The sequence below is a fragment of the Bradyrhizobium sp. 134 genome (assembly GCF_023074155.1).
Classification (GTDB): domain Bacteria; phylum Pseudomonadota; class Alphaproteobacteria; order Rhizobiales; family Xanthobacteraceae; genus Bradyrhizobium.
The window spans coordinates 37225-56591 of sequence record NZ_JADPKX010000046.1; the positions used below are offsets into that span (position 1 = coordinate 37225).

18 protein-coding genes are annotated in these 19367 nt (G+C 64.8%); 7 read left to right on the plus strand and 11 right to left on the minus strand.

From position 1 onward, the window contains the following. Window positions 1-25 precede the first annotated feature (25 nt). From IVA75_RS17580 to IVA75_RS17590, 3 genes are all read left to right on the plus strand, one after another. Complete coding sequence (locus tag IVA75_RS17580) at window positions 26-1204, plus strand: acetyl-CoA C-acetyltransferase (protein WP_027515119.1); 1179 nt, start codon at window positions 26-28, stop codon at window positions 1202-1204. 241 nt (window positions 1205-1445) lie between these two features. Then, window positions 1446-2171, plus strand: coding sequence for an acetoacetyl-CoA reductase (phbB, locus tag IVA75_RS17585; RefSeq protein WP_027568024.1), 726 nt, complete (start codon window positions 1446-1448; stop codon window positions 2169-2171). 128 nt (window positions 2172-2299) lie between these two features. After that, on the plus strand, window positions 2300-3169 hold the full coding sequence (locus tag IVA75_RS17590) for an EamA family transporter (protein ID WP_247282946.1): 870 nt from the start codon (window positions 2300-2302) through the stop codon (window positions 3167-3169). 34 nt (window positions 3170-3203) lie between these two features. Here IVA75_RS17590 and IVA75_RS17595 read toward each other — a convergent pair whose 3' ends face one another. Further along, a complete protein-coding gene (locus tag IVA75_RS17595; protein WP_247282948.1) occupies window positions 3204-3626 on the minus strand; it encodes a cupin domain-containing protein in 423 nt (140 codons plus the stop codon). Window positions 3627-3663: 37 nt separating this feature from the next. Further along, window positions 3664-4431, minus strand: a complete 768-nt coding sequence (gene gloB, locus IVA75_RS17600) for a hydroxyacylglutathione hydrolase (protein WP_247282950.1) — start codon at window positions 4429-4431, stop codon at window positions 3664-3666. Between the two features lie 109 nt (window positions 4432-4540). On the opposite strand from gloB, the gene IVA75_RS17605 reads away from it, so the two are divergent. Further along, complete coding sequence (locus tag IVA75_RS17605) at window positions 4541-5287, plus strand: methyltransferase domain-containing protein (RefSeq protein ID WP_027515124.1); 747 nt, start codon at window positions 4541-4543, stop codon at window positions 5285-5287. A gap of 71 nt (window positions 5288-5358) precedes the next feature. Here the strand turns inward: IVA75_RS17605 and IVA75_RS17610 are convergent, their stop codons facing one another. Further along, a complete protein-coding gene (locus IVA75_RS17610) occupies window positions 5359-6153 on the minus strand; it encodes a DUF4167 domain-containing protein (protein WP_247282952.1) in 795 nt (264 codons plus the stop codon). Window positions 6154-6615: 462 nt separating this feature from the next. Beyond that, window positions 6616-7512, minus strand: coding sequence for a peptide chain release factor N(5)-glutamine methyltransferase (gene prmC / locus IVA75_RS17615; protein ID WP_247282954.1), 897 nt, complete (start codon window positions 7510-7512; stop codon window positions 6616-6618). 90 nt (window positions 7513-7602) lie between these two features. Here prmC and IVA75_RS17620 point away from each other — a divergent pair, with 90 nt between their 5' ends. Further along, the gene (locus IVA75_RS17620) at window positions 7603-8022 is read left to right on the plus strand and encodes an HIT family protein (protein ID WP_247282956.1); all 420 of its coding nucleotides are present in this window, start codon (window positions 7603-7605) and stop codon (window positions 8020-8022) included. Here IVA75_RS17620 and IVA75_RS17625 read toward each other — a convergent pair. From IVA75_RS17625 to IVA75_RS17640, 4 genes are all read right to left on the minus strand, one after another. Continuing rightward, the gene (locus IVA75_RS17625; RefSeq protein WP_027568017.1) at window positions 8019-8717 is read right to left on the minus strand and encodes an ABC transporter ATP-binding protein; all 699 of its coding nucleotides are present in this window, start codon (window positions 8715-8717) and stop codon (window positions 8019-8021) included. The genes IVA75_RS17620 and IVA75_RS17625 overlap by 4 nt on opposite strands. Next, a complete protein-coding gene (locus IVA75_RS17630) occupies window positions 8714-10561 on the minus strand; it encodes a branched-chain amino acid ABC transporter ATP-binding protein/permease (protein ID WP_247282959.1) in 1848 nt (615 codons plus the stop codon). Before IVA75_RS17630 ends, IVA75_RS17625 begins: the two co-directional genes overlap by 4 nt. A gap of 11 nt (window positions 10562-10572) precedes the next feature. Next, complete coding sequence (locus IVA75_RS17635) at window positions 10573-11448, minus strand: branched-chain amino acid ABC transporter permease (protein ID WP_247282961.1); 876 nt, start codon at window positions 11446-11448, stop codon at window positions 10573-10575. 100 nt (window positions 11449-11548) lie between these two features. Next, complete coding sequence (locus tag IVA75_RS17640) at window positions 11549-12883, minus strand: substrate-binding protein (protein ID WP_027568014.1); 1335 nt, start codon at window positions 12881-12883, stop codon at window positions 11549-11551. 335 nt (window positions 12884-13218) lie between these two features. Between IVA75_RS17640 and IVA75_RS17645 the strand changes: the two genes are divergently transcribed. Next, a complete protein-coding gene (locus IVA75_RS17645) occupies window positions 13219-13752 on the plus strand; it encodes a hypothetical protein (RefSeq protein ID WP_247282963.1) in 534 nt (177 codons plus the stop codon). A 112-nt stretch (window positions 13753-13864) separates the two neighbouring features. Next, window positions 13865-14335: a helix-turn-helix domain-containing protein gene (locus IVA75_RS17650; protein WP_247284068.1), complete on the plus strand. Its 471-nt coding sequence runs from the start codon at window positions 13865-13867 to the stop codon at window positions 14333-14335. 33 nt (window positions 14336-14368) lie between these two features. Here the strand turns inward: IVA75_RS17650 and prfA are convergent, their stop codons facing one another. The 3 genes from prfA to IVA75_RS17665 all read right to left on the minus strand — a co-directional run bounded on the left by prfA (window position 14369) and on the right by IVA75_RS17665 (window position 19304). Then, window positions 14369-15454: a peptide chain release factor 1 gene (prfA, locus tag IVA75_RS17655; protein WP_247282965.1), complete on the minus strand. Its 1086-nt coding sequence runs from the start codon at window positions 15452-15454 to the stop codon at window positions 14369-14371. Between the two features lie 57 nt (window positions 15455-15511). Further along, window positions 15512-17779 (minus strand): phosphoenolpyruvate--protein phosphotransferase, encoded by a 2268-nt coding sequence (gene ptsP / locus IVA75_RS17660; RefSeq protein WP_247282967.1) that lies wholly within the window; start codon window positions 17777-17779, stop codon window positions 15512-15514. Between the two features lie 268 nt (window positions 17780-18047). Then, window positions 18048-19304, minus strand: a complete 1257-nt coding sequence (locus IVA75_RS17665; RefSeq protein ID WP_247282969.1) for an aspartate kinase — start codon at window positions 19302-19304, stop codon at window positions 18048-18050. Window positions 19305-19367: the final 63 nt, after the last annotated feature.

Below are 19367 nucleotides of genomic sequence, written 5' to 3' on the forward strand. Positions count from 1 at the left end.
CCCCCATTCAACCCAGGAGATGCCCATGTCAGACGATGTCGTCATCGTCAGCGCCGCCCGCACCCCGGTCGGAAGCTTCAACGGAGCGTTCGCAACCCTTCCCGCCCATGATCTCGGCGCCATCGCCATCAAGGCCGCGCTGGAGCGCGGCGGCATCGAGCCCGGCCGGGTCTCCGAAGTCATCATGGGCCAGATCCTGACCGCCGCCCAGGGTCAGAACCCGGCCCGCCAGGCCTCGATCAATGCCGGCATTCCGGTCGAGAGCCCGGCCTGGGGCGTCAACCAGCTCTGCGGCTCGGGCCTGCGCACCGTTGCGCTCGGCTATCAGGCGCTGCTCAACGGCGATTCCGAGATCGTGGTCGCCGGCGGCCAGGAATCCATGAGCATGGCTCCGCACGCCCAGTACCTGCGTGGCGGCGTCAAGATGGGTGCAGTCGAATTCATCGACACCATGATCAAGGACGGTCTGTGGGACGCCTTCAACGGCTATCACATGGGCAACACCGCCGAGAACGTCGCGCGGCAGTGGCAGATCACCCGCGCCCAGCAGGACGAGTTCGCGGTCGCCTCGCAGCAGAAGGCCGAAGCCGCGCAGAAGGCCGGTAGATTCAACGACGAAATCGTTCCCGTCACCATCAAGGGACGCAAGGGCGATGTCGTCGTCAGCGCCGACGAATATCCGCGCCATGGCGCAACGGTCGACGCGATGGCGAAGCTCCGTCCGGCCTTCGAGAAGGACGGCACGGTCACCGCGGGCTCTGCGTCGGGTATCAATGACGGCGCTGCGGTCGTGGTGCTGATGACCGCCAAGCAGGCTGCCAAGGAAGGCAAGAAGCCGCTCGCGCGCATCGTGTCCTGGGCGCAGGCCGGCGTCGATCCGAAGATCATGGGCTCGGGCCCGATCCCGGCCTCGCGTGCCGCGCTGAAGAAGGCCGGCTGGAATGTCGGCGATCTCGACCTGATCGAGGCCAACGAAGCCTTCGCGGCGCAGGCCTGTGCCGTCAACAAGGATCTCGGCTGGGATACCTCCAAGGTCAACGTCAACGGCGGCGCGATCGCGATCGGCCATCCGGTCGGTGCCTCCGGCGCGCGCGTTCTGGTGACGCTGCTCCACGAAATGCAGAAGCGGGATTCAAAGAAGGGTCTCGCCACGCTGTGCATCGGCGGCGGCATGGGTATCGCGATGTGTGTGGCGCGCGACTGAAGATAGTTGCCGCGTCATTTGCGCGTGCGCTGCACACGTGACTGAGTGCGTTGCACGCGATTAAAAAGGCGGCGGTTGCAAATCAAATATTCTTCGCAACGGTACAAGCCTCGACTAAAGAGAAACGCCCGGCTCGACGCCGGGCGTTTTGTTCTTGATGTCCGTCAAACGTGCCCCATAATCCGCGCTTAAAAACGATCACTCAGAAACGTCCGAAGAGTCCAAGGGAAGGAAATACGATATGGCACGTGTTGCATTGGTGACGGGTGGTACGCGGGGCATCGGAGCTGCGATCAGCAAGGCGCTGAAGGCGGCCGGCTACAAGGTGGCGGCGAGCTATGCCGGCAACGACACCGCGGCGGAGAAGTTCAAGGCCGAGACCGGCATCGCCGTCTACAAATGGGACGTCAGCAGTTTCGATGCTTGCGCCGAGGGCGTGAAGAAGGTCGAGGCCGAGATCGGCCCGATCGACGTGCTCGTCAACAATGCCGGCATTACCCGCGACACCGCCTTTCACAAGATGACGCTCGAGCAGTGGAACGCCGTCATCAATACCAACCTCGGTTCGCTGTTCAACATGACGCGTCCAGTCATTGAAGGCATGCGTGCGCGCAAGTTCGGTCGCATCATCTCGATCTCGTCGATCAACGGCCAAAAGGGACAGTTCGGCCAGGTCAACTATTCCGCGGCAAAGGCCGGTGACATCGGCTTCACCAAGGCACTCGCGCTCGAGAACGCCAAGGGCGGCATCACCGTCAACGCGATCTGCCCCGGCTACATCAACACCGAAATGGTGCAGGCCGTGCCGAAGGACGTCCTGGAAAAGAACGTGATCCCACAGATCCCGGTCAACCGGCTCGGCGAACCGGAAGAGATCGCGCGCGCGGTCGTGTTCCTGGCGGCCGACGAGGCCGGCTTCATCACCGGCTCGACGCTGACCATCAATGGCGGCCAATACCAGGCCTGATGACGCCAATTCTCTCCGCTGGACGTCGCTGAGCCAAATGCCTGTAGCTTCAGGCGCGACAAGGCGATAGTGAAGACGAAAATGCCCGGCCTCGTGCCGGGCATAAACGTCCTCAGAGCCTTTGATCGATGACTCCCCGCACGGCAACGCTGATCGGATTGACCGCGATCCTGATGTGGTCGCTGCTGTCGGTGATGACGGTGGCGACCGGAAAGATCCCGGCGTTCCAGCTGGCCGCGATGACGTTCGCGATCGGCGGTCTCGTCGGCCTGCTCACCTGGATCGGCCGCGGCGAGGCGGCGAAAAGTCTGCGTCAGCCGCTTGCCGTGTGGACCGTCGGTGTCGGCGGACTGTTCGGCTATCACGCGCTGTATTTCCTCGCGCTGCGCTTTGCGCCGCCGGCTGAAGCCGGCCTGCTGAATTATCTGTGGCCGCTCCTGATCGTGCTGTTCTCGTCGTTCCTGCCGGGCGAGCGGCTTGCCGTGCATCACGTCGTGGGCGCCGTGCTCGGCCTCGTCGGCACCGTGCTGCTGTTCGCCGGGAACACCTCCGGCTTCACGCAGGGTCAATTGCCGGGATTGGCCGCGGCCTTCATCGCAGCGTTCGTGTGGGCGACCTATTCGGTGTTGTCGCGGCGATTGAAGGCGGTGCCGACCGATGCGGTCGCGGGATTTTGCCTCGCCACCGCGGTGCTCGCCGCGCTGATGCATGGACTGCTCGAAACCACGGTGTGGCCGGACACGACCTTGCAATGGCTCTCCGTGATCGCGCTCGGCATCGGTCCGGTCGGTGCTGCGTTCTACGCCTGGGACATCGGCATGAAGCGCGGCGACATCCGCGTGCTCGGCGCCGCGTCCTACGCGACGCCGCTACTCTCGACCGGCTTCCTCATCGCCGCCGGATTCGCCAATGCCAGCGCCAACATCACCATCGCGGCGATCCTGATCGCCGGCGGCGGCCTGATAGCCGCGAAGGACATGGTGCTGCGAAAGCGGTAGCGTCATTGCCGGCGCAAGCCGAAGCGACGGGGCCTTAGGGTTCCCAGCCCTTGGGCGCGAGCTCGAACTTCGCGAACTCGAAGGCCGGCGCCACAGTGCAGCCGACCAGGGTCCACTCGCCGGTGGTCTCCGCCGTCTGCCAGGCATCCGCCGGCACGATCGCCTGTGGCCGCTCGCCGTTCAACAGGTCCGCGCCGAGCCGCACCTCGTGCTGAGAGCAGCCGTCATGGGCGATGCGCAGCGTCAGCGGGCTGCCGGCGTAATAGTGCCAGCTCTCGACCGCATCGATGCGGTGCCAGTGCGAACGCTCGCCGCGCGCCAGCAGGAAGTAGATCAGCGTCGAGCGCGCGCGGCCGTTGGTGTCGGTGGTCTGATCGCGAAACGTCTCGCGATAGTGCCCGCCTTCGGGATGCGGTCGGAGTTCAAGGCGCGCGATGATCTCGGCTGCGGTCGGCATCGATTCCCGTCAGGATTTGATCTTCAGGACTTGTTCCTCAAGATTTGTTCTTGCGCTCGCGCAGCTCGCCGAACACCGCGGTGGCATCCGCGCCCTTCATGTGCAGCCTGGCTGCGATCGAGGGTTCATCAGCGCGCAGGAATACGTTTGTCCGCTTTTCATCACCAAGCAGCGAGGGAATGGTCGGCTTGTTCTCGGCCCGCAGCCTCGCCACCTCGGCCGCGCGCGCCTGCAGCGCCGCATTGTCGGGGTCGACGGTCAGCGCGAACTTGACGTTGGACGCCGTGTATTCATGGCCGCAATAGAGCTTGAAGTCGTCGGGCAGGGCACGCAGCTTCAGAAGCGAATCCCACATCATCGGATAGGTGCCCTCGAACACGCGGCCGCAGCCGATCGAGAATAGCGTGTCGGCGGCGAACAGCGCTTTCTCGGTGTCGAACACGTAGGAGATGTGGTCGAGCGTGTGGCCGGGCGTCTCCAGCACGCGCCCCAACAAGCTGCCGACCTTGACGATTTCGGCGTTGGCGACGCGCAGGTCGACGTCTGCGATCTCAGTGGTCTTGTCATGCGGCGCGACGACGCGGCAATTGTATTTCTGCTTGAGTTCGGCGACCCCGCCGACATGATCGCCATGATGATGGGTGATCAGGATGTCGGTGAGCTGCCAGCCCTCGCGCTCGAGCGCCTTCAGGATGGGGCCGGCCTCCGGCGCGTCGATCGACGCCGTCGCCTTGGTTTCCACATCGTGGATCAGGTAACCGAAATTGTCGTTTAAACAGGTGAAAGTACGAATTTCGGCGGCCATGTCATCTCCGATCGCGCTCAGCTCCGTCAGACAAATATGGCGTTAACGTTGCGCAGGCAATGCAATATTCCGCGCGCGGGGGCCGCCTCGTGCATGTTACATTGCGATCATGACCATTGATGTCGTCGACCTCCGCGAGTTCTACTCTCGTCGCCTCGGGATTGTGGCGCGGCAAATGATCAATCGCGGCATTCGCGAGCGCTGGCCGCGCGTCGATGGCCAGCGGGTGCTCGGCTTCGGCTATCCCACGCCCTATCTCGGGTTGTTCCGCGAGGACGCGGAGCGCTGCATCGCCTTCATGCCGTCGGCCCAGGGCGTCCTGAAATGGCCGACGGGACGGCCGGCGCTCGCCTCGCTGGTGGACGAGTTCTCGCTGCCGCTTCCCGACGCCGCGGTGGATCGCATCCTGCTGGTCCACGCACTGGAAATGTCGGACGATCCGGCCGCGCTGCTGCGCGAGGCGTGGCGCGTGCTGTCGCCGTCCGGTCGCGTGATTGCGGTGATCCCGAACCGGCGCGGGGTCTGGACCCGTACCGACAGCACGCCGTTCGGTCACGGCCGGCCCTATTCGCGCTCGCAGATCACCGACCTGTTGCGCCAGACCTGGTTCACCCCGACCGCTTGGGGCGAGGCGCTGTTCATGCCGCCCTATGCCGGCGGTTGGGTGCTGAAATCCGCACAGATGTGGGAGCGGGCCGGCGCGGCGCTGTCGCTGCCCTTTGCCGGCGTGCACATCGTCGAGGCGACCAAGCAGGTCTACCGCGCGATCCCCGCCAAGCGCGAGCGGGCGCGGTTGATTCCCTCGCTGGCGAAGCCGGTGCTGGTGCCGTCCTCGACGACGGCGACGCGCAGCTAAAAACAAATCGTCCCGGACATGCCGGAACGATTCAGGTCAGGGAATCTGGCGCAGGATGTCCGGCGAAAAGCTTACTCGCCGGGGGCCACTTCGTCGCTCGAGGCGGCCGGAGCGGCTTCGCGCTCGGGGCGCGGGCCATTCGGGCGGCGGCGGCGCCGTGGAAAGCGCTCGCCACCACCAGCACCTTCGAAGCCGGCCTGGCCGGGCGCGCCACTGTTCACCTGCGGCTGTGGGCCGGTGATGAAGGACGGCAGACGATCGACGCTGACCGCGTCGGCGACGACGGGCTGGGGCTGGTTCAGCGGCAGCGGTTGCGGCTGGGGCTGATATTGCGGCTGCGGACGATGGTCGCGTTCGCGATGCTCGCGCGGCTGCTGATTGTCGCGCTGATAGTGGTTGTCGCGGGGCTGATGATCACGCGGCTGATGATCGCGCGGGCCGTCGCGGTCGCGCGTGAAGGGCGGCGGTGGCGGCTGTGGGACAAACCCCGGCTCCTGGCCGAAATTCGAGAAATTCTCGCCGTCGTCCTCGCCGTCGTCGCCGCTGCTGTTGCTGATGGGCTCATCGCCGCGCGGCTGCTGGTTCTGCCGGAACTGCTCCTGAGCCGTCGCGATCAGGCGAAAATAATGCTCGGCATGCTGGTAGTAGTTCTCGGCCGCAACGGGGTCTCCGGAGGAGCGCGCGTCGCGCGCGAGCTGGAGATATTTTTCAGCAATATGCGAAGCCGTGCCGCGGATCTTGATGTCGGGCCCGTTGGACTCGTAGACCCGGGTCATCGGGTTCTGGCCGCGCCGGTTATTATTGTTGTTATTGTTATTATTATTGTTGCGGTTGCGCATCCGCTGCTTGTTCTGACCGTTTCTCATGTCCTGCCTTTAATTCCAGCCCTAAAGGTTGCACGCATTACTGATTGCCGAGAGTGACCTGATGACAGCGGTTCACATCGCTTGCGCGCAACCGCACGCAAGAGCGGATTGATCCTTGCCGATGTTCGTCGACCGTCGCGTTCAACAAAAGACGCGTTCCCCACCGCCAGCATCCATCGCCAGCGAACCCATTCATATCGCCTGCCGAAACAAGCCCTGCTTTGTTGCGTAAGTCTTCAAGCGCAATATCAGGCTTTCGTTCACGTTGCGGTCGGTAAGCAGCGCAGCTCAAATGGCCATCGCGCTCAACAGGACCTGCGGCTTGGAACCTTTATCAGTAAGCTCTCGCCCGAGAGCCCGGCTTTCGCCCGTAAGTCTACGGGGCCGGCACCGATGTGTTGATCGGAAGGTAGTCGTTCCCAAGGGATATTCCAAGAGGTTTTTTGCAGCCCAATCCGGCTTTTATGGGGGCATTTTCCGGGCCGAAACCGCCCGCGGGATGCCCGCCAGATCGGCCTTGGGCGGCCTGTCCACGACCAACGCGGCAGCCGTCAGCAAGGTTTCAATATTTCGGGCCTGGCCCTGTCCGGCCTCGACGATCAGTGCTCCGCCGGGGGCGAGACGTTCAGCCGCCTGCGGGATCAGGGCGCGATAGGCGTCGTAACCGTCATTGCCGCCGTCGAGCGCCAGATGCGGATCATGCTCGCGCACCTCGATGCTCAGTTTCGGAATTTCTGCCGACGGGATGTAGGGCGGGTTCGACACGACCAGGTCGAACGGGCCGCGGAGCGCCGCTGCGTAGGAGCAGGCGACGAAGCTGGCGCGGTCGGCGAGGCCCAGAGCCGCGGCGTTTTCTCTGGCGGTGTTGAGCGCGGTCAGACTGAGATCGGTGCCGACGCCGAAAGCGCCGGGAATTTCGTGCAGCAGCGCGAGCAGGATGGCGCCGGATCCGGTGCCGATATCGGCGATGCGCGGGCGCTGTTCCGATATCGTGAGCCCACGAAAGATCTCGAGCGCGAGTTCGACCACCGTCTCGGTATCGGGACGCGGCACCAGGGTCGCCTCGGATAGCTGGAATGGCAGGCCCCAGAATTCCCGAGCGCCGAGAATGCGGGCGACCGGCTCATGCGCGAGCCGGCGCCGCGCGTATGCTTCCAGCCGCGCAGCCTCTTCGGGTGCGAGTTGCCGGGCCGCCTGCGTGACCATGCCGGTCAGATCAAGCCTCAGCGCAGCCCCTACGAGCAGGCGCGCATCGAGAGCGGGCTGCTCGATGCCGGCCGATTGCAGCCGTGCCGCAAGCGCGCGCCGCGCACTCTCGATGCTGTGTCCGGGATCGAAATCTGTCGCCAATGGAGCCATCCTGCCTGGCATCGTGGATAGGCCGGCTGGCTTGCTTGCGTCAACGGAAAGGAGCGCGTCAGATCGCGCCTCGCACCGACGGAGGGATCCATGACGCGCTACGACGATCAGAACGTCTTCGCAAAAATCCTGCGCGGCGAGATCCCCTGCTTCGAGGTTTTCAGGGACGACCGTAGCCTCGCCTTCCTCGATATCATGCCGCGCTCGCCCGGGCACACGCTGGTCGTTCCCCGGGCGCCGGCACGCGGCATCCTCGACATCGCGGATGACGACCTCGCCGCGGTCGCCCGAACCGCCAAGCGGATCGCGATTGCCGCGATGAAGGCGTTCGACGCCGAGGGCATCATCCTTCAGCAGTTCAGCGAGCCGGCCAGCGGCCAGGTGGTCTTTCACCTGCACATGCACGTCATGCCGGTCAGGGCCGGAATCGAGCTGCTGCCGGCGCAGACGCGCAAGGAGGACATGACGGTGCTCGCCGCTCACGCCAGGCGAATGATCGCCGCTCTCTAGACGCCGAGATAGCGCTGGAGCAGCTCCGGCTGGGCCTTGAGCTCCCGCGCCGGCCCCTCGTGCACGATGTGTCCGTTGTTGATGATGTAGATCCGGCTCGCCAGCGCCAGTGTCGCCGCCAAATTCTGCTCGACCAGCACGATGGTCTGGCCGGCGGCGGCGAGCTCGCGGCAGGCCTTGACGAGATCGTGAACGATGACGGGCGCGAGCCCCTCGAACGGCTCGTCCAGCAGCACGATCTTGGGGTCGCGCACCAACGCCCGTGCGATCGCGAGCATCTGCTGCTCGCCGCCGGAGAGCTCGGTGCCGCGGTTGTTGCGCCGCTCCTTCAGCCGCGGAAACATTTCGTAGATCCGATCGAGCGGCCAGCGTTTCGGCGCAGTGATGCCGGCGAGGACGATGTTTTCCTCCACCGACAGGCTGCCGAAGATGCGGCGTTCCTCGTGCACGAGCTGCATGCCGGCCTGGGCGATTCTGTGGCTCTTTCGCCCGGCGATATCAATGCCGTCGAACTTCACGCTGCCGCTACGCGGCGTCACGACACCCATCAGGCTCTTCAGCGTGGTGCTCTTGCCGGCGCCGTTGCGACCGAGCAGCGCCACCACTTCGTGACGCGCGACGTGCATGGCGACGTCGAACAGGATGTGGGAGTCACCGTAATAGCTGTTCAGGCCGTTGACCTCGATCAGGCTCATGCGGCGATCTCCCCGTGAACTCCGCCGAGATAGGCTTCCTGCACGGCGGCGTTGGCCTTAATTTCCTCCGGCGTGCCGTCGAGCAGAACCTTGCCTTCCTGGAGCACCGTTACGCGTTCGACCAGCTCGAACAGCGAATCCATGTCGTGGTCGATGATGATCATGGTGCGCCCTCGCGCGATCGATTTGAGCAGCTTGACGGTCTCGACCCGCTCCCGTGGGCTCATGCCCGCAAGCGGTTCGTCGAGCAGCAGCAGGCGCGGCGAGGTGGCGAGCGCGAGGCCGATTTCGAGCCTGCGCTTCTCGCCATAGGCGAGCTCGGATACCGGCGTATCGGCCCGGCGGCTCAAATTGACGAGGGCAAGCGTGTGCTCCACCTGCTCGGTCAGGCCCTTGACGCTGGAGAGCTTGCGGAACAGGTCGAGCCGGAATTTTCCACGCAGCTCGGCCAGCGCGGCGATCGTCAGGTTCTGCCGCACCGTCAACCCGGTGAAGAGCTGGTTGACCTGATAGCTCTTGGTGAGGCCGAGCTGGCAGACCTCGGTCACCTTCAATCCCGTGATGTCTCGCCCCTCGAATACGATCTGGCCGGAGCTCGGCGCGATCTCGCAGGTCAGCATCTTGAAGAAGGTCGATTTGCCGGCGCCGTTGGGGCCGATGATCCCGCGCAGCTCGCCCTGATTGACGCTGAAATCGATGTCGCTGTTGGCGACGAGACCGCCATAGCGTTTGGTCAGGCCGGTGGCTTTCAGGATCGGCCCGGAATATGCGGGATGCGCGACCTCCTTGGCCTGCATCGGCGCCGGTGGGGGTTGCAGTGTGGCCTCGGCGTCAGCGGCCTCCTGCTCCATCTCCGCATCCGTTCGCTTTCGCTTGCCCGAGACGAGGCGGTAGAGATCGGCAAGACCGCCGATGATGCCGCCGCGCAGGAAGCAGACCAGCAGCACGAAGACGACACCCAGCACCAGCTTCCAGGCTGCGCCGAGGCCCAGCGCGGACTGGAGGAAGTCCTGAAGGAAGAGCCAAACGGTTGCGCCGACCAGCGGTCCGAACAGCGTGCCCCTGCCGCCGATGGCCGTCTGCATCACGAGCTGGCCCGAGGTGTCGAAGGTGAAGGCGTCGGGCGGCATGAAGGCCTGGAGCACGCCGAGCAGTCCGCCGGCGAAGCCCGCGTAAGCGGCTGCGATCACGAAGGCGGTCAGCTTGTAGCCATGGATGTTGTGTCCGACGGCCGTGGCGCGCAGCGGATTGTCGCGGATCGCACTCAGAATTGCGCCGACCGGCGAGCGCACGATCCTGAGGGCGATGACGACGCCGACGAAGTAGCACAGCGCGATGAACTGATAGAGCGACCAGCCATTGGTGAAGTGGATGGAGGTGAAGCCGAGATCGAAGCTCGGCGTCGGTACCCCCGGCAGGCCGTTCTCGCCGCCGGTGAAATCGGAAAGTGGATTGAACTCGACGAAGAAGAACACCTCCGCGATCGCCACGGTGATCATCGCGAAATAGATGCCGGTGCGGCGCAATGCGATCAGGCCGATCAGGTAGCCGGTCGCGGCCGCCGCGATCATGCCGATGATCAGCGCGCCCAGCACGTTGCCGAAGCCCGCGCGGGTCAGCAGGTAGGCGGCGACGAAGCCGCCGGTGCCGTAGAAGGCGGATTGGCCGAACGAGAGCAGGCCGGTGAAGCCGAACAGGATGTCGAAGCCGAGGCCGAACAGGCCCCAGACCAGGATCCTGTTCACGGTGTTCGGCGCGAAGCCGAGATGAGGCAGCACGAAGGGGGCTGCGATCAAGCCGATCGCGGTCAGGGCTTCGATCAGGAAGGGGCGTTGCTTGAGCATCAGGAGATCGCTTACTCGCGGCCTTGGACGCCGAGCAGGCCATGCGGTCGTACCACGAGCACGAGCGTCATCGCCGCAAACAGCATCACATAGGCGTAGCCGGGGTTGAACATGGAGGTGACGCTGATGATCTCGCCGGCGATCAGGCCGCCCAGAATTGCGCCGGGGAACGAGCCGACGCCGCCGATCACCACCACCACGAAGGTCTGGACCAGGATGTCGTCACCGATGCCCGGTGTCAGCGACACCACCGGCGCGTTGACGATGCCGGCAAAGCCGGCGGCCATTGCGCCGATGCCGAACACCACCATGAAGACGCGATAGACATTGATGCCGAGCGAATCGACCATCACCGAATCCTCGATGCCGGCGCGCACAATCATGCCCAGCCGGGTCCGGTAGAGGACGATGAACAGTGCGCCGAGGGCGACCGCGACGATGCCGACGACGGCGAGGCGGTAGGTCGGATAGAACATGAAGCCGAGATTGGTGATGCCCCGGAACAGGGCCGGCGGCGGCACCAGCTGCGACTGGCTCGAGAAGATCAGGCGCACGAGCTCGACGAAACAGATGCCTAGCCCGAAGGTCACGAGCAGCTGATCCTCGTGCGGGCGGTGATAGAAATGGCGGATGATGACGCGTTCCATGAGAACGCCGAGCAGCATCACGAACAGCGAGCCCGCGATCACGGCGAGGATGAACGACTCCGTGTACTGGTAGGCGACGAAGCCGGCATAGCCGCCGATCATGAACATCGCGCCGTGCGCGAGGTTGAGCACGCCGAGCGTGCCGTAGATGATGGTCAGGCCGGAGCTGATCAGCGCGAGCAGGGCGCCGAGCGCGAGCCCGTTGAAAAGCTGCGAAACGAGGTTGGGCCAACTTATCATGCGACAATCGCTGTTGTGGCGCGCGATGGTGCGCGTCCAAAAAAGGGTGACGCCGCAGGACCGGAGTGCAGTCCGCGGCGTCACAGGGGTTAGCGAGGTCTCAGCTGTAGTCGCCGAGATGGCAGCCGAAGGCGTCCGGCTTCTGCATCAGGCTTTCCCCCGGGACGATCTCGACGACGTCGTACCAGTCTTCCTTGTTCTTCATGTCCTTTTGCTGCTTGCCCTTGACGATGATCACCGGCCGGACGCACTGATGGTCCTCGGGACGGTAATGCACTTCGCCCACCAGGGAGGGGATCGTCTCGCCCTTCTCGTAGGCCTTGATCACGTCGGGCGGGCTGAAGCTGCCGGCCTGCTCGCACATGTGCGCCCAATGCGCGAAGCTGACATAGGCGTTCTCCGCGCCCCATTCGGGCTTGTAGCCGTACTTCTTCTCGAATGCTTCGTTGAACATCTTGGCGAGCGGGAATTTGTCTTCGATGGTCCACCAATAATCGGTGGCGGCGTAGACGCCCTGCATCAGGCCGCCGGTCTCGCGCGCGATGAAAGGCACCTGGTAGGGGACGACCAGCTTCATCTTGTCGAGCACGCCGAACTGCTTGGCCTGTTGTGTCGACAGCACGGCGTCGTGTCCCCAATTGACGTTGATGAGCACATCGGCGCCTGAATTCGCGACGTTCAGCAGATAGGAGGAGTAGTCGGGTGCGCCGAGGGGCGCCACCTGGTTGGTGGTCGTCGTCCAGCCCGCTGTTGCGAGGAAATCCTGCATGGATTTGGTGACGGTGTGGCCGTAGGTGTAATCAGGCGTGAGATACGCGGCCTTCTTGCCCTTGCCGAACTCACGTACCATCACCGGGCCGATCGCTGCAGCCGCAGTCTGGCCGTAGAAGTTCTGGCGAAAGCCGTAGCGGACGCAATCCTTGCCGGTGGTATCGTTCGAGCCGGAAATGCCGCACACGAAAATGACGTGCTCGCGCTGGGCGAGTTTGTTCAGCGCCACCGCAACGGCGCTCGACGTGCCGCCGGTGATCATGATCGCCTTGTTCTCGCTGATGAAGCGCTGCTGCGCCTGCACCGCCTCGTTCGGCTTGGCCGCGGAATCGGCGACGCCGAACTTCAGCTCCTTACCGAGCACGCCCTTGCTGGTCTTCGGCGATATCTTCTTGATCAGGTCGTGCCCGCTGTTGATGTGCTCGATCGCGAGCTGATAGCCCTTGAGCTCGTCTTCACCCTGTACGGCATAGGTGCCGGTGCGCGGCACGGAGATGCCGATGAAGGCGGTGGAGCCCGAGACCCCGGCGGGGTAGGAGCCGATCGCCAGCTTGTCCTCGGCAAACGCCGGCATCCCGGGCAGAACCGCGCCGCCGATGAGGCCCGCGGTGGTCTGAAGCAGGCCACGGCGCGAGAGGCCGCGGCGGATGAGATTGTCAGTCATGATCGTTTCCTCCGAACATCGTTCTTGTTTGCAGGCAAAGCACGACCTGTCCGGCGGCAGCCGGCCTCGAGGGCCTGCCCGCGCCGGGCACGTCACATCCGCGTGTAGCCCTTGGACGCAAGCATTGCTTGTGAACGCCTTCTGTCAATTTCGTCTTTGGTCGAACGCCGAAAATTATCTCGTGAAAACATATCGCATCACGATATATATTAGTCTTTGTGAGTACGAGGCTGGCGGGTTCGGCGAGAGAAATGGCGCGGCAGACGACGGTGGCGGGTACCCGGAAGCGACGGTCTTGGCCGCAAGGTGCGGAGCGGCAGGAGGCGGGGTGGCCAGTGGAAGAGGCGAACGGACAGCGAGCGACACCGCAGTCCGGCGATGCCTCGCGCATGCCCGATCCGCGCAACTGGCCGGCCGGCCGGCGCGGGCCCGCCGTCGGCCCCGTTCAGGCGAAGCGCGCACCCGGTCCGATGCAGAAGCTGAGCGTGCGCGCCCAGAACGTCCTCAAGGAGCTCGCGGTCGAGCTCACTGCCGAGCAGCCGCCGAAGGGGAATTGGTCGCCCTCGCGCGAATTGCTGCTTGCTCTGACGGCTGAACGCCTCGCCACCGCGCGCAATTGCGGCCCTCACACGATGAGGGAGATCATCGACTGGGCGCAGGGCTGCGGCGTGACCATCAAGCCGGTGATCCCACCCGGCGGCTCGCTGTCGCAGATGTGGGCGGAGATGATTACCAATGCATCCGCCGGTACCTTGACCAGCTCCGAGATTGCCGGCGCGCTGCAGCGCTCGATCCGGCGGAAGAGCGTCCGCATCCCGATCGCGTTACAGGTCATCCTGGTGAAGATCCTGCTGTCCAGCTTCGAATAGGTGGCGATATTTGTGCATCCGGGGCGCCGGTCGGTTGGTTCGGCCTGACCTTCCTTGCTAGTCTCGGTGAGGCCGCCCGTTGCACCGGCTGGCTCGACGTCGCAGGCAGGGAATGGCCCCATCGAAGCGGAAGACGACACGCCCGGCGCGTGCTGTGCCCACAAAGAGTGGCGCGATGCGCGAGGCCGACTACGCCGCGCTTGCGCAGTTTCGCTATCAGCTCCGAACCTTCCTGGCCTTCAGCGAAGCCGCGGCTCAGAGCGCCGGGTTGACGCCGCAGCAGCACCAGGCGCTGCTGGCGATCAAGGGATTGGCTGCCCCTGATGGCGCCAGCGTCGGCGACATCGCGCGCTTCCTGCTGATCCGGCACCACACCGCGGTGGAGCTGGTGGATCGCATGGCGAAACTGAAGCTGATTGGCCGGGAAGCCGACCCCGATGATGCGCGGCGCGTCTTGGTCAAGCTGACAGCGAAGGGCGAGCGGAAGCTGCGATCCCTCTCGCGCATCCATCTGGACGAGCTCAGCGCCGCCGCGCCCGGTTTGGGCAAGATCCTGCGAGCGTTTCGAGCAAAGAGACGCTGAGGACACGCTGAAGAAAGCGCGAAGCCGCGAGCTTTACGCCGCCGCGCCCTGGGCGGCGAGCTGCGCGGCCTGGTGCTCGGTGGTCAGCGCGTCGGTCAGTTCGCCCAGCGCTTCGCCCGCGATCACCTGCGGCAGCTTGTAGAGCGTCAAATTGATGCGGTGATCGGTGACGCGTCCTTGCGGAAAATTGTAAGTGCGGATGCGCTCGCTGCGGTCGCCGGAGCCGACCTTCTCCTTGCGCTCGGCCGAGCGCGCCGCGTCGAGGCGTTGCTGCTCGGCGTCGTAGATGCGCGAACGCAGGATGTTCATGGCGGAAGCGCGATTTTTGTGCTGCGAGCGGCTGTCCTGCATCATCACCACGATGCCGGTCGGGATGTGGGTGATGCGGATCGCCGATTCGGTCTTGTTGACGTGCTGGCCGCCGGCGCCTCCGGCGCGCATCGTCTCGATACGCAAATCATCGTTCCGGATCTCGACATCGACCTCCTCGACCTCGGGCATCACGGCGACGGTGGCGGCGGATGTGTGGATGCGCCCCTGCGTCTCGGTGTCCGGCACGCGCTGTACGCGGTGCACGCCGGATTCGAACTTCAGCTTCGAGAACGCGCCGCGGCCCTGCACCTCCGCGATGATTTCCTTATAGCCGCCGACGCTGCCTTCGCTGGCCGAGATCACCTCGACCTTCCAGCCCTGTAGGGCCGCGAAGCGCTCGTACATCCGGAACAGGTCTCCGGCGAACAGCGAAGCCTCGTCGCCGCCGGTGCCGGCGCGGATTTCCAGCACCACGTTGCGGTCATCCATCGCGTCCTTCGGCAGCAGCGCGACGCGGATCTTCTGGACCAGCTCCTCGATCCTCGGCGTCAGCTCGCCGCGCTCGGCTTCCGCCATGGCGCGCATCTCGGCATCGGTCGCGGGGTCGGCGATCAGTGCCTCGGTGTCGGCGAGCTCCTTGACGGCCGATCGATAGGTCTTGACCGCTTCGGTCAATGGCGTGAGCTCGGCGAGCTCACGTGTGATCTGCACATAGCGTTCGGAAGCGAGCTGACCGAGCGATTCGGCCTCCAGCGAGGCGTGATGCGCGAGCAGGACGTCCAGTTTGGCTTCGGGGAGTGACGACATCGGTTCAGTCTCAAAATGCGGAAAAGGGCGAGGCGGCAGGAAGCGGCGACAGGCCCGCTACAACGCCAGGCCTTCGGCCTCGGCAAATTCCGTCAGCTTCTGCCGGATCGAGACGCTGCCGGCGGGCGCGTCCAGCAACGGGCCGAGCATCGCTTCGGCCTTCTTGGCGTCGAGATCGATCACCATCGCCTTGACCGGGCCAAGCGCGGTGGCGGAGAGCGACAGCGAGTGATAGCCCATCGCGATCAGCGCCAGCGCGCCGATCGGCTTCGACGCCATCTCGCCGCAGAGCGACAGCGATTTCTTCGCGGCCTGCGTCTTGCGTGCGATGTCGCGAAGCGCGCGCAGGATCGGCGCCGACATGGTGTCGAAGCGCTCGGAGACTTTTGCGTTGCCGCGGTCGACCGCGAACAGGAACTGGAACAGATCGTTGGAGCCGACTGAGATGAAGTCGACCTTCTTGAGGAGTTCGTCGAGCTGATAGAGCAGCGCCGGCACCTCGACCATGGTGCCGATGTCGATTCTTTCCGGCAGCGTGTGGCCGTGCTGGCGCAGATAGGTCAGCTCGCGCTCGACCAGCGCCTTCGCCGAATCGAATTCGGCGACCTCCGAGATCATCGGGAACATGATGCGCAGCGCGCGGCCACCTCCGGCGCGCAGCAGTGCGCGGATCTGGCCGCGCAACAGGCCGGGACGGTCGAGCCCGAGCCGGATCGCGCGCCATCCGAGCGCGGGATTCTCCTCGATCACTGCTTCCATATAAGGCAGCGCCTTGTCGCCGCCGATGTCGAGGGTGCGGAAGGTGACGGGCTTCGTGCCGGCGGCATCCAGCACGGTGCGATAGAGCGCGAGCTGGTCGCTGGTGCGCGGCAGGCTCTGGCCGACCATGAATTGCAGCTCGGTGCGGAACAGGCCGATGCCGGCGCTGCCGGTGTCTTCGATATGCGGCAGGTCGATCGCGAGACCCGCATTGATCATCAGCTCGACCTTCTGGCCGTCTTTGGTGACGCAGGGCAGGTCGCGCAGCGCCAGATACTGCGCCTGGCGGCGGGCGCGGAAGCGCACGCGCTCTGCGAAGGCCGCTTCGACCTCCTGCGACGGGCGCACATAGATCATGCCGGAGGTGCCGTCGACGATGACGGCGTCGCCGGGATCGGCGATGCCAGGCGCGTTCGGCACTTCGCCGACCGCGGGAATGCCGAGCGCGCGCGCCACGATCGAGACGTGGGAATTGGCGGTGCCTTCCTCCAAGATGATGCCGCGCAGGCGCTTGCGGTCATAGTCGAGCAGCGCCGCCGGGCCCATCGCGCGCGCGATGACGATGGCATTGTCGGGCAATTGTTCGCGTGACGGCGCGTGATCCTGGCCGACCAGCTGCCGCATCAGGCGATAGCCGAGATCCTCGAGATCATGCAGCCGGTCACGCAAATAGGGATCGGTCGAGCGCAGCATGCGCGCGCGGGTGTCGGATTGCACGCGCTCGACGGCGGCTTCCGCCGTGAGGCCGGTGGCGACCGCCTCGTGCAGCTTGTGCGACCAGCCCTGGTCGTTGGCGAACATGCGGTAGGCTTCCAGCACCTCGCGATGCTCGCCGCCTTCCGCGACGTCGCCGCGCTCCAGCATGCGGTCGAGATCGGCGCGCAACTTGGCGAGCGCGGTGTCGAGCCGCTTGATCTCCTTCGGCAGGTCCTCGGCGATGTAGTCCTTGATGACGACTCGCGGCTCGTGCAGCACGACATGGCCGAGCGCGATGCCTTCCGACAGGATGGCGCCGACCTTCTGCGACGAATGGCGCGCCGCGGGCTCATGGCCCGGCTGGGCCAGCGCAGACAGCTCGCCGGAGGCGATCAGCTCCGCCAGCACCATCGCGGTGGTCTGAAGCGCCTCGAGTTCCTCCTCGACATAGTTGCGCTTGGCGCGGTTCTGCACCACCAGCACGCCGAGGGTGTTGCCGGCCCGCAGGATCGGCACGCCGAGGAAGGAGTGGTAGATCTCTTCGCCGGTCTCCGGGCGGAACGAGAAGGCCGGATGGCTCTGCGCATCGCTCAGGTTGAGAGGCGTTGCCTCGCTGGCGACCAGTCCGACAAGACCCTCATGGGCGGTGAGCACGGTGTGGTGCACCGCCTCGCGATTGAGGCCTTCGGTGGCATAGAGCTCGAGCGTGTTGTCGACGCGCAGCACATAGACCGAGCACACCTCGGCCACCATGTTGGCGGCGATCAGCACCACGATCTTGTCCAGCCGCTCCTGGGCCGAGACCTGCTCCGCCATGGTTTCGCGGAGCCGTCTCAACAAGACGCGGGGACCTCCCGACGCGCTCCGCATGAACCGTCAATCTCCTCCGTCTGCCGGGGCCGAAAGGGCCCGCGGCGGCTCGCCCAGAAATCCAGAAAAACAACAAATTTGCTCGTCCGGCACCGGCCCCGGCGGTTGCCTGGGCCGAATCAGCACCGCCTCAACTGGGGCACAGTTTCCGGCAGCCCACCCTGTTCGCCGTATAGCGAATTGGGGTTTGTTTTGCCAAGCAAAACGCCTGCCAAACGCGAAAGTGTGGACACTTCGCGTTTGCTGCGACCGCTAAGAGAAAATTAGCCTAAGCCTGATCGAGACCGTAGAGCGTGTGCAAGGTGCGCACCGCAAGCTCGGTATAGGCGGTGTCGATCAGGACCGAGAATTTGATCTCGGAGGTTGTAATGGCCCGGATGTTGATATTCCGTCCTGCGAGGGCCGAGAACGCTTGGGCGGCAACGCCGGCATGGCTGCGCATGCCGCTGCCGATCACCGAGATCTTGGCGACGTCGGTCGCGGTGTCGAGCCGGGCATAATTGATCTGGCCCTTGGCCGCGGTGATCGTCTCCTTGGCCCTGGTGTAGTCGGCGGCCGGAACCGTGAAGGTGAGGTCGGTGGTCTTGCCGTCCTCGGAGACGTTCTGCACGATCATGTCGACGTTGATGTTGGCCTCCGCGAGCGGGCCGAAGATCGACGCCGCCACGCCGGGCTTGTCCTCGATCTGGCGTACCGAGATCTGGGCCTCGTCCTTCGAAAAGGCGATGCCGGTGACGACGTGGCTTTCCATGATCTCCTCCTCGCTGCAGATCAGCGTGCCGGGCGGCTGGTTGGCATGCGGATCGATATCCTCGGGCTTGTCGAAGCTCGAGCGCACGAAAATCGGCATGTTGTGGACCATACCGAGTTCCACGGAGCGGACCTGGAGCACCTTGGCGCCCTGGGAGGCCAGCTCCAGCATGTCTTCGAACGCGATCTTGTCGAGCCTCTTGGCCTTCGGCACGATTCGCGGATCGGTGGTGTAGACACCGTCGACGTCGGTGTAGATGTCGCAGCGGTCCGCCTTGACGGCGGCGGCGATTGCCACGGCCGAGGTGTCGGAGCCGCCGCGGCCGAGCGTGGTGATGCGGTTGGTCTCCGGGTTGATGCCCTGGAAGCCGGCGATCACGGCGACTTCCTTGCGCTCCTTGAAGCGCTTGATGATCTCGCTGCCGTCGATGCCCTCGATCCGGGCCGAAGCATGGGCGTTGCTGGTCGCGATCGGGATCTGCCAGCCCTGCCAGGAGCGGGCCTGGATACCCATGCCCTGAAGCACGATGGCAAGCAGGCCGGAGGTCACCTGTTCGCCCGAGGCGACCACGGCGTCATATTCGCGCGCGTCGTGCATCGGCGAGGCCTCGGTGCACCAGGCCACCAGCTCGTTGGTTTTACCGGACATCGCCGAGACGACCACGGCCACTTCATGGCCGGCGTCGACCTCACGCTTCACATGGCGTGCGACGTTGCGGATACGTTCGATGTTGGCGACGGACGTGCCGCCGAATTTCATCACGAGGCGGCTCATGACGACGCGTGCATTCCTTCATAAGGATCAGTATGGTGGCCCGCACTGGACGGGCCTCGCGGA

Coding starts and splice junctions, on each gene's coding strand:
- IVA75_RS17580 (WP_027515119.1), top strand. CDS start 26: ATGTCAGACGATGTCGTCATCGTCAGCGCCGCCCGCACCCCGGTCGGA.
- phbB (WP_027568024.1), top strand. CDS start 1,446: ATGGCACGTGTTGCATTGGTGACGGGTGGTACGCGGGGCATCGGAGCT.
- IVA75_RS17590 (WP_247282946.1), top strand. CDS start 2,300: ATGACTCCCCGCACGGCAACGCTGATCGGATTGACCGCGATCCTGATG.
- IVA75_RS17595 (WP_247282948.1), bottom strand. CDS start 3,626: ATGCCGACCGCAGCCGAGATCATCGCGCGCCTTGAACTCCGACCGCAT.
- gloB (WP_247282950.1), bottom strand. CDS start 4,431: ATGGCCGCCGAAATTCGTACTTTCACCTGTTTAAACGACAATTTCGGT.
- IVA75_RS17605 (WP_027515124.1), top strand. CDS start 4,541: ATGACCATTGATGTCGTCGACCTCCGCGAGTTCTACTCTCGTCGCCTC.
- IVA75_RS17610 (WP_247282952.1), bottom strand. CDS start 6,153: ATGAGAAACGGTCAGAACAAGCAGCGGATGCGCAACCGCAACAATAAT.
- prmC (WP_247282954.1), bottom strand. CDS start 7,512: ATGGCTCCATTGGCGACAGATTTCGATCCCGGACACAGCATCGAGAGT.
- IVA75_RS17620 (WP_247282956.1), top strand. CDS start 7,603: ATGACGCGCTACGACGATCAGAACGTCTTCGCAAAAATCCTGCGCGGC.
- IVA75_RS17625 (WP_027568017.1), bottom strand. CDS start 8,717: ATGAGCCTGATCGAGGTCAACGGCCTGAACAGCTATTACGGTGACTCC.
- IVA75_RS17630 (WP_247282959.1), bottom strand. CDS start 10,561: ATGCTCAAGCAACGCCCCTTCCTGATCGAAGCCCTGACCGCGATCGGC.
- IVA75_RS17635 (WP_247282961.1), bottom strand. CDS start 11,448: ATGATAAGTTGGCCCAACCTCGTTTCGCAGCTTTTCAACGGGCTCGCG.
- IVA75_RS17640 (WP_027568014.1), bottom strand. CDS start 12,883: ATGACTGACAATCTCATCCGCCGCGGCCTCTCGCGCCGTGGCCTGCTT.
- IVA75_RS17650 (WP_247284068.1), top strand. CDS start 13,865: ATGGCCCCATCGAAGCGGAAGACGACACGCCCGGCGCGTGCTGTGCCC.
- prfA (WP_247282965.1), bottom strand. CDS start 15,454: ATGTCGTCACTCCCCGAAGCCAAACTGGACGTCCTGCTCGCGCATCAC.
- ptsP (WP_247282967.1), bottom strand. CDS start 17,779: ATGCGGAGCGCGTCGGGAGGTCCCCGCGTCTTGTTGAGACGGCTCCGC.
- IVA75_RS17665 (WP_247282969.1), bottom strand. CDS start 19,304: ATGAGCCGCCTCGTGATGAAATTCGGCGGCACGTCCGTCGCCAACATC.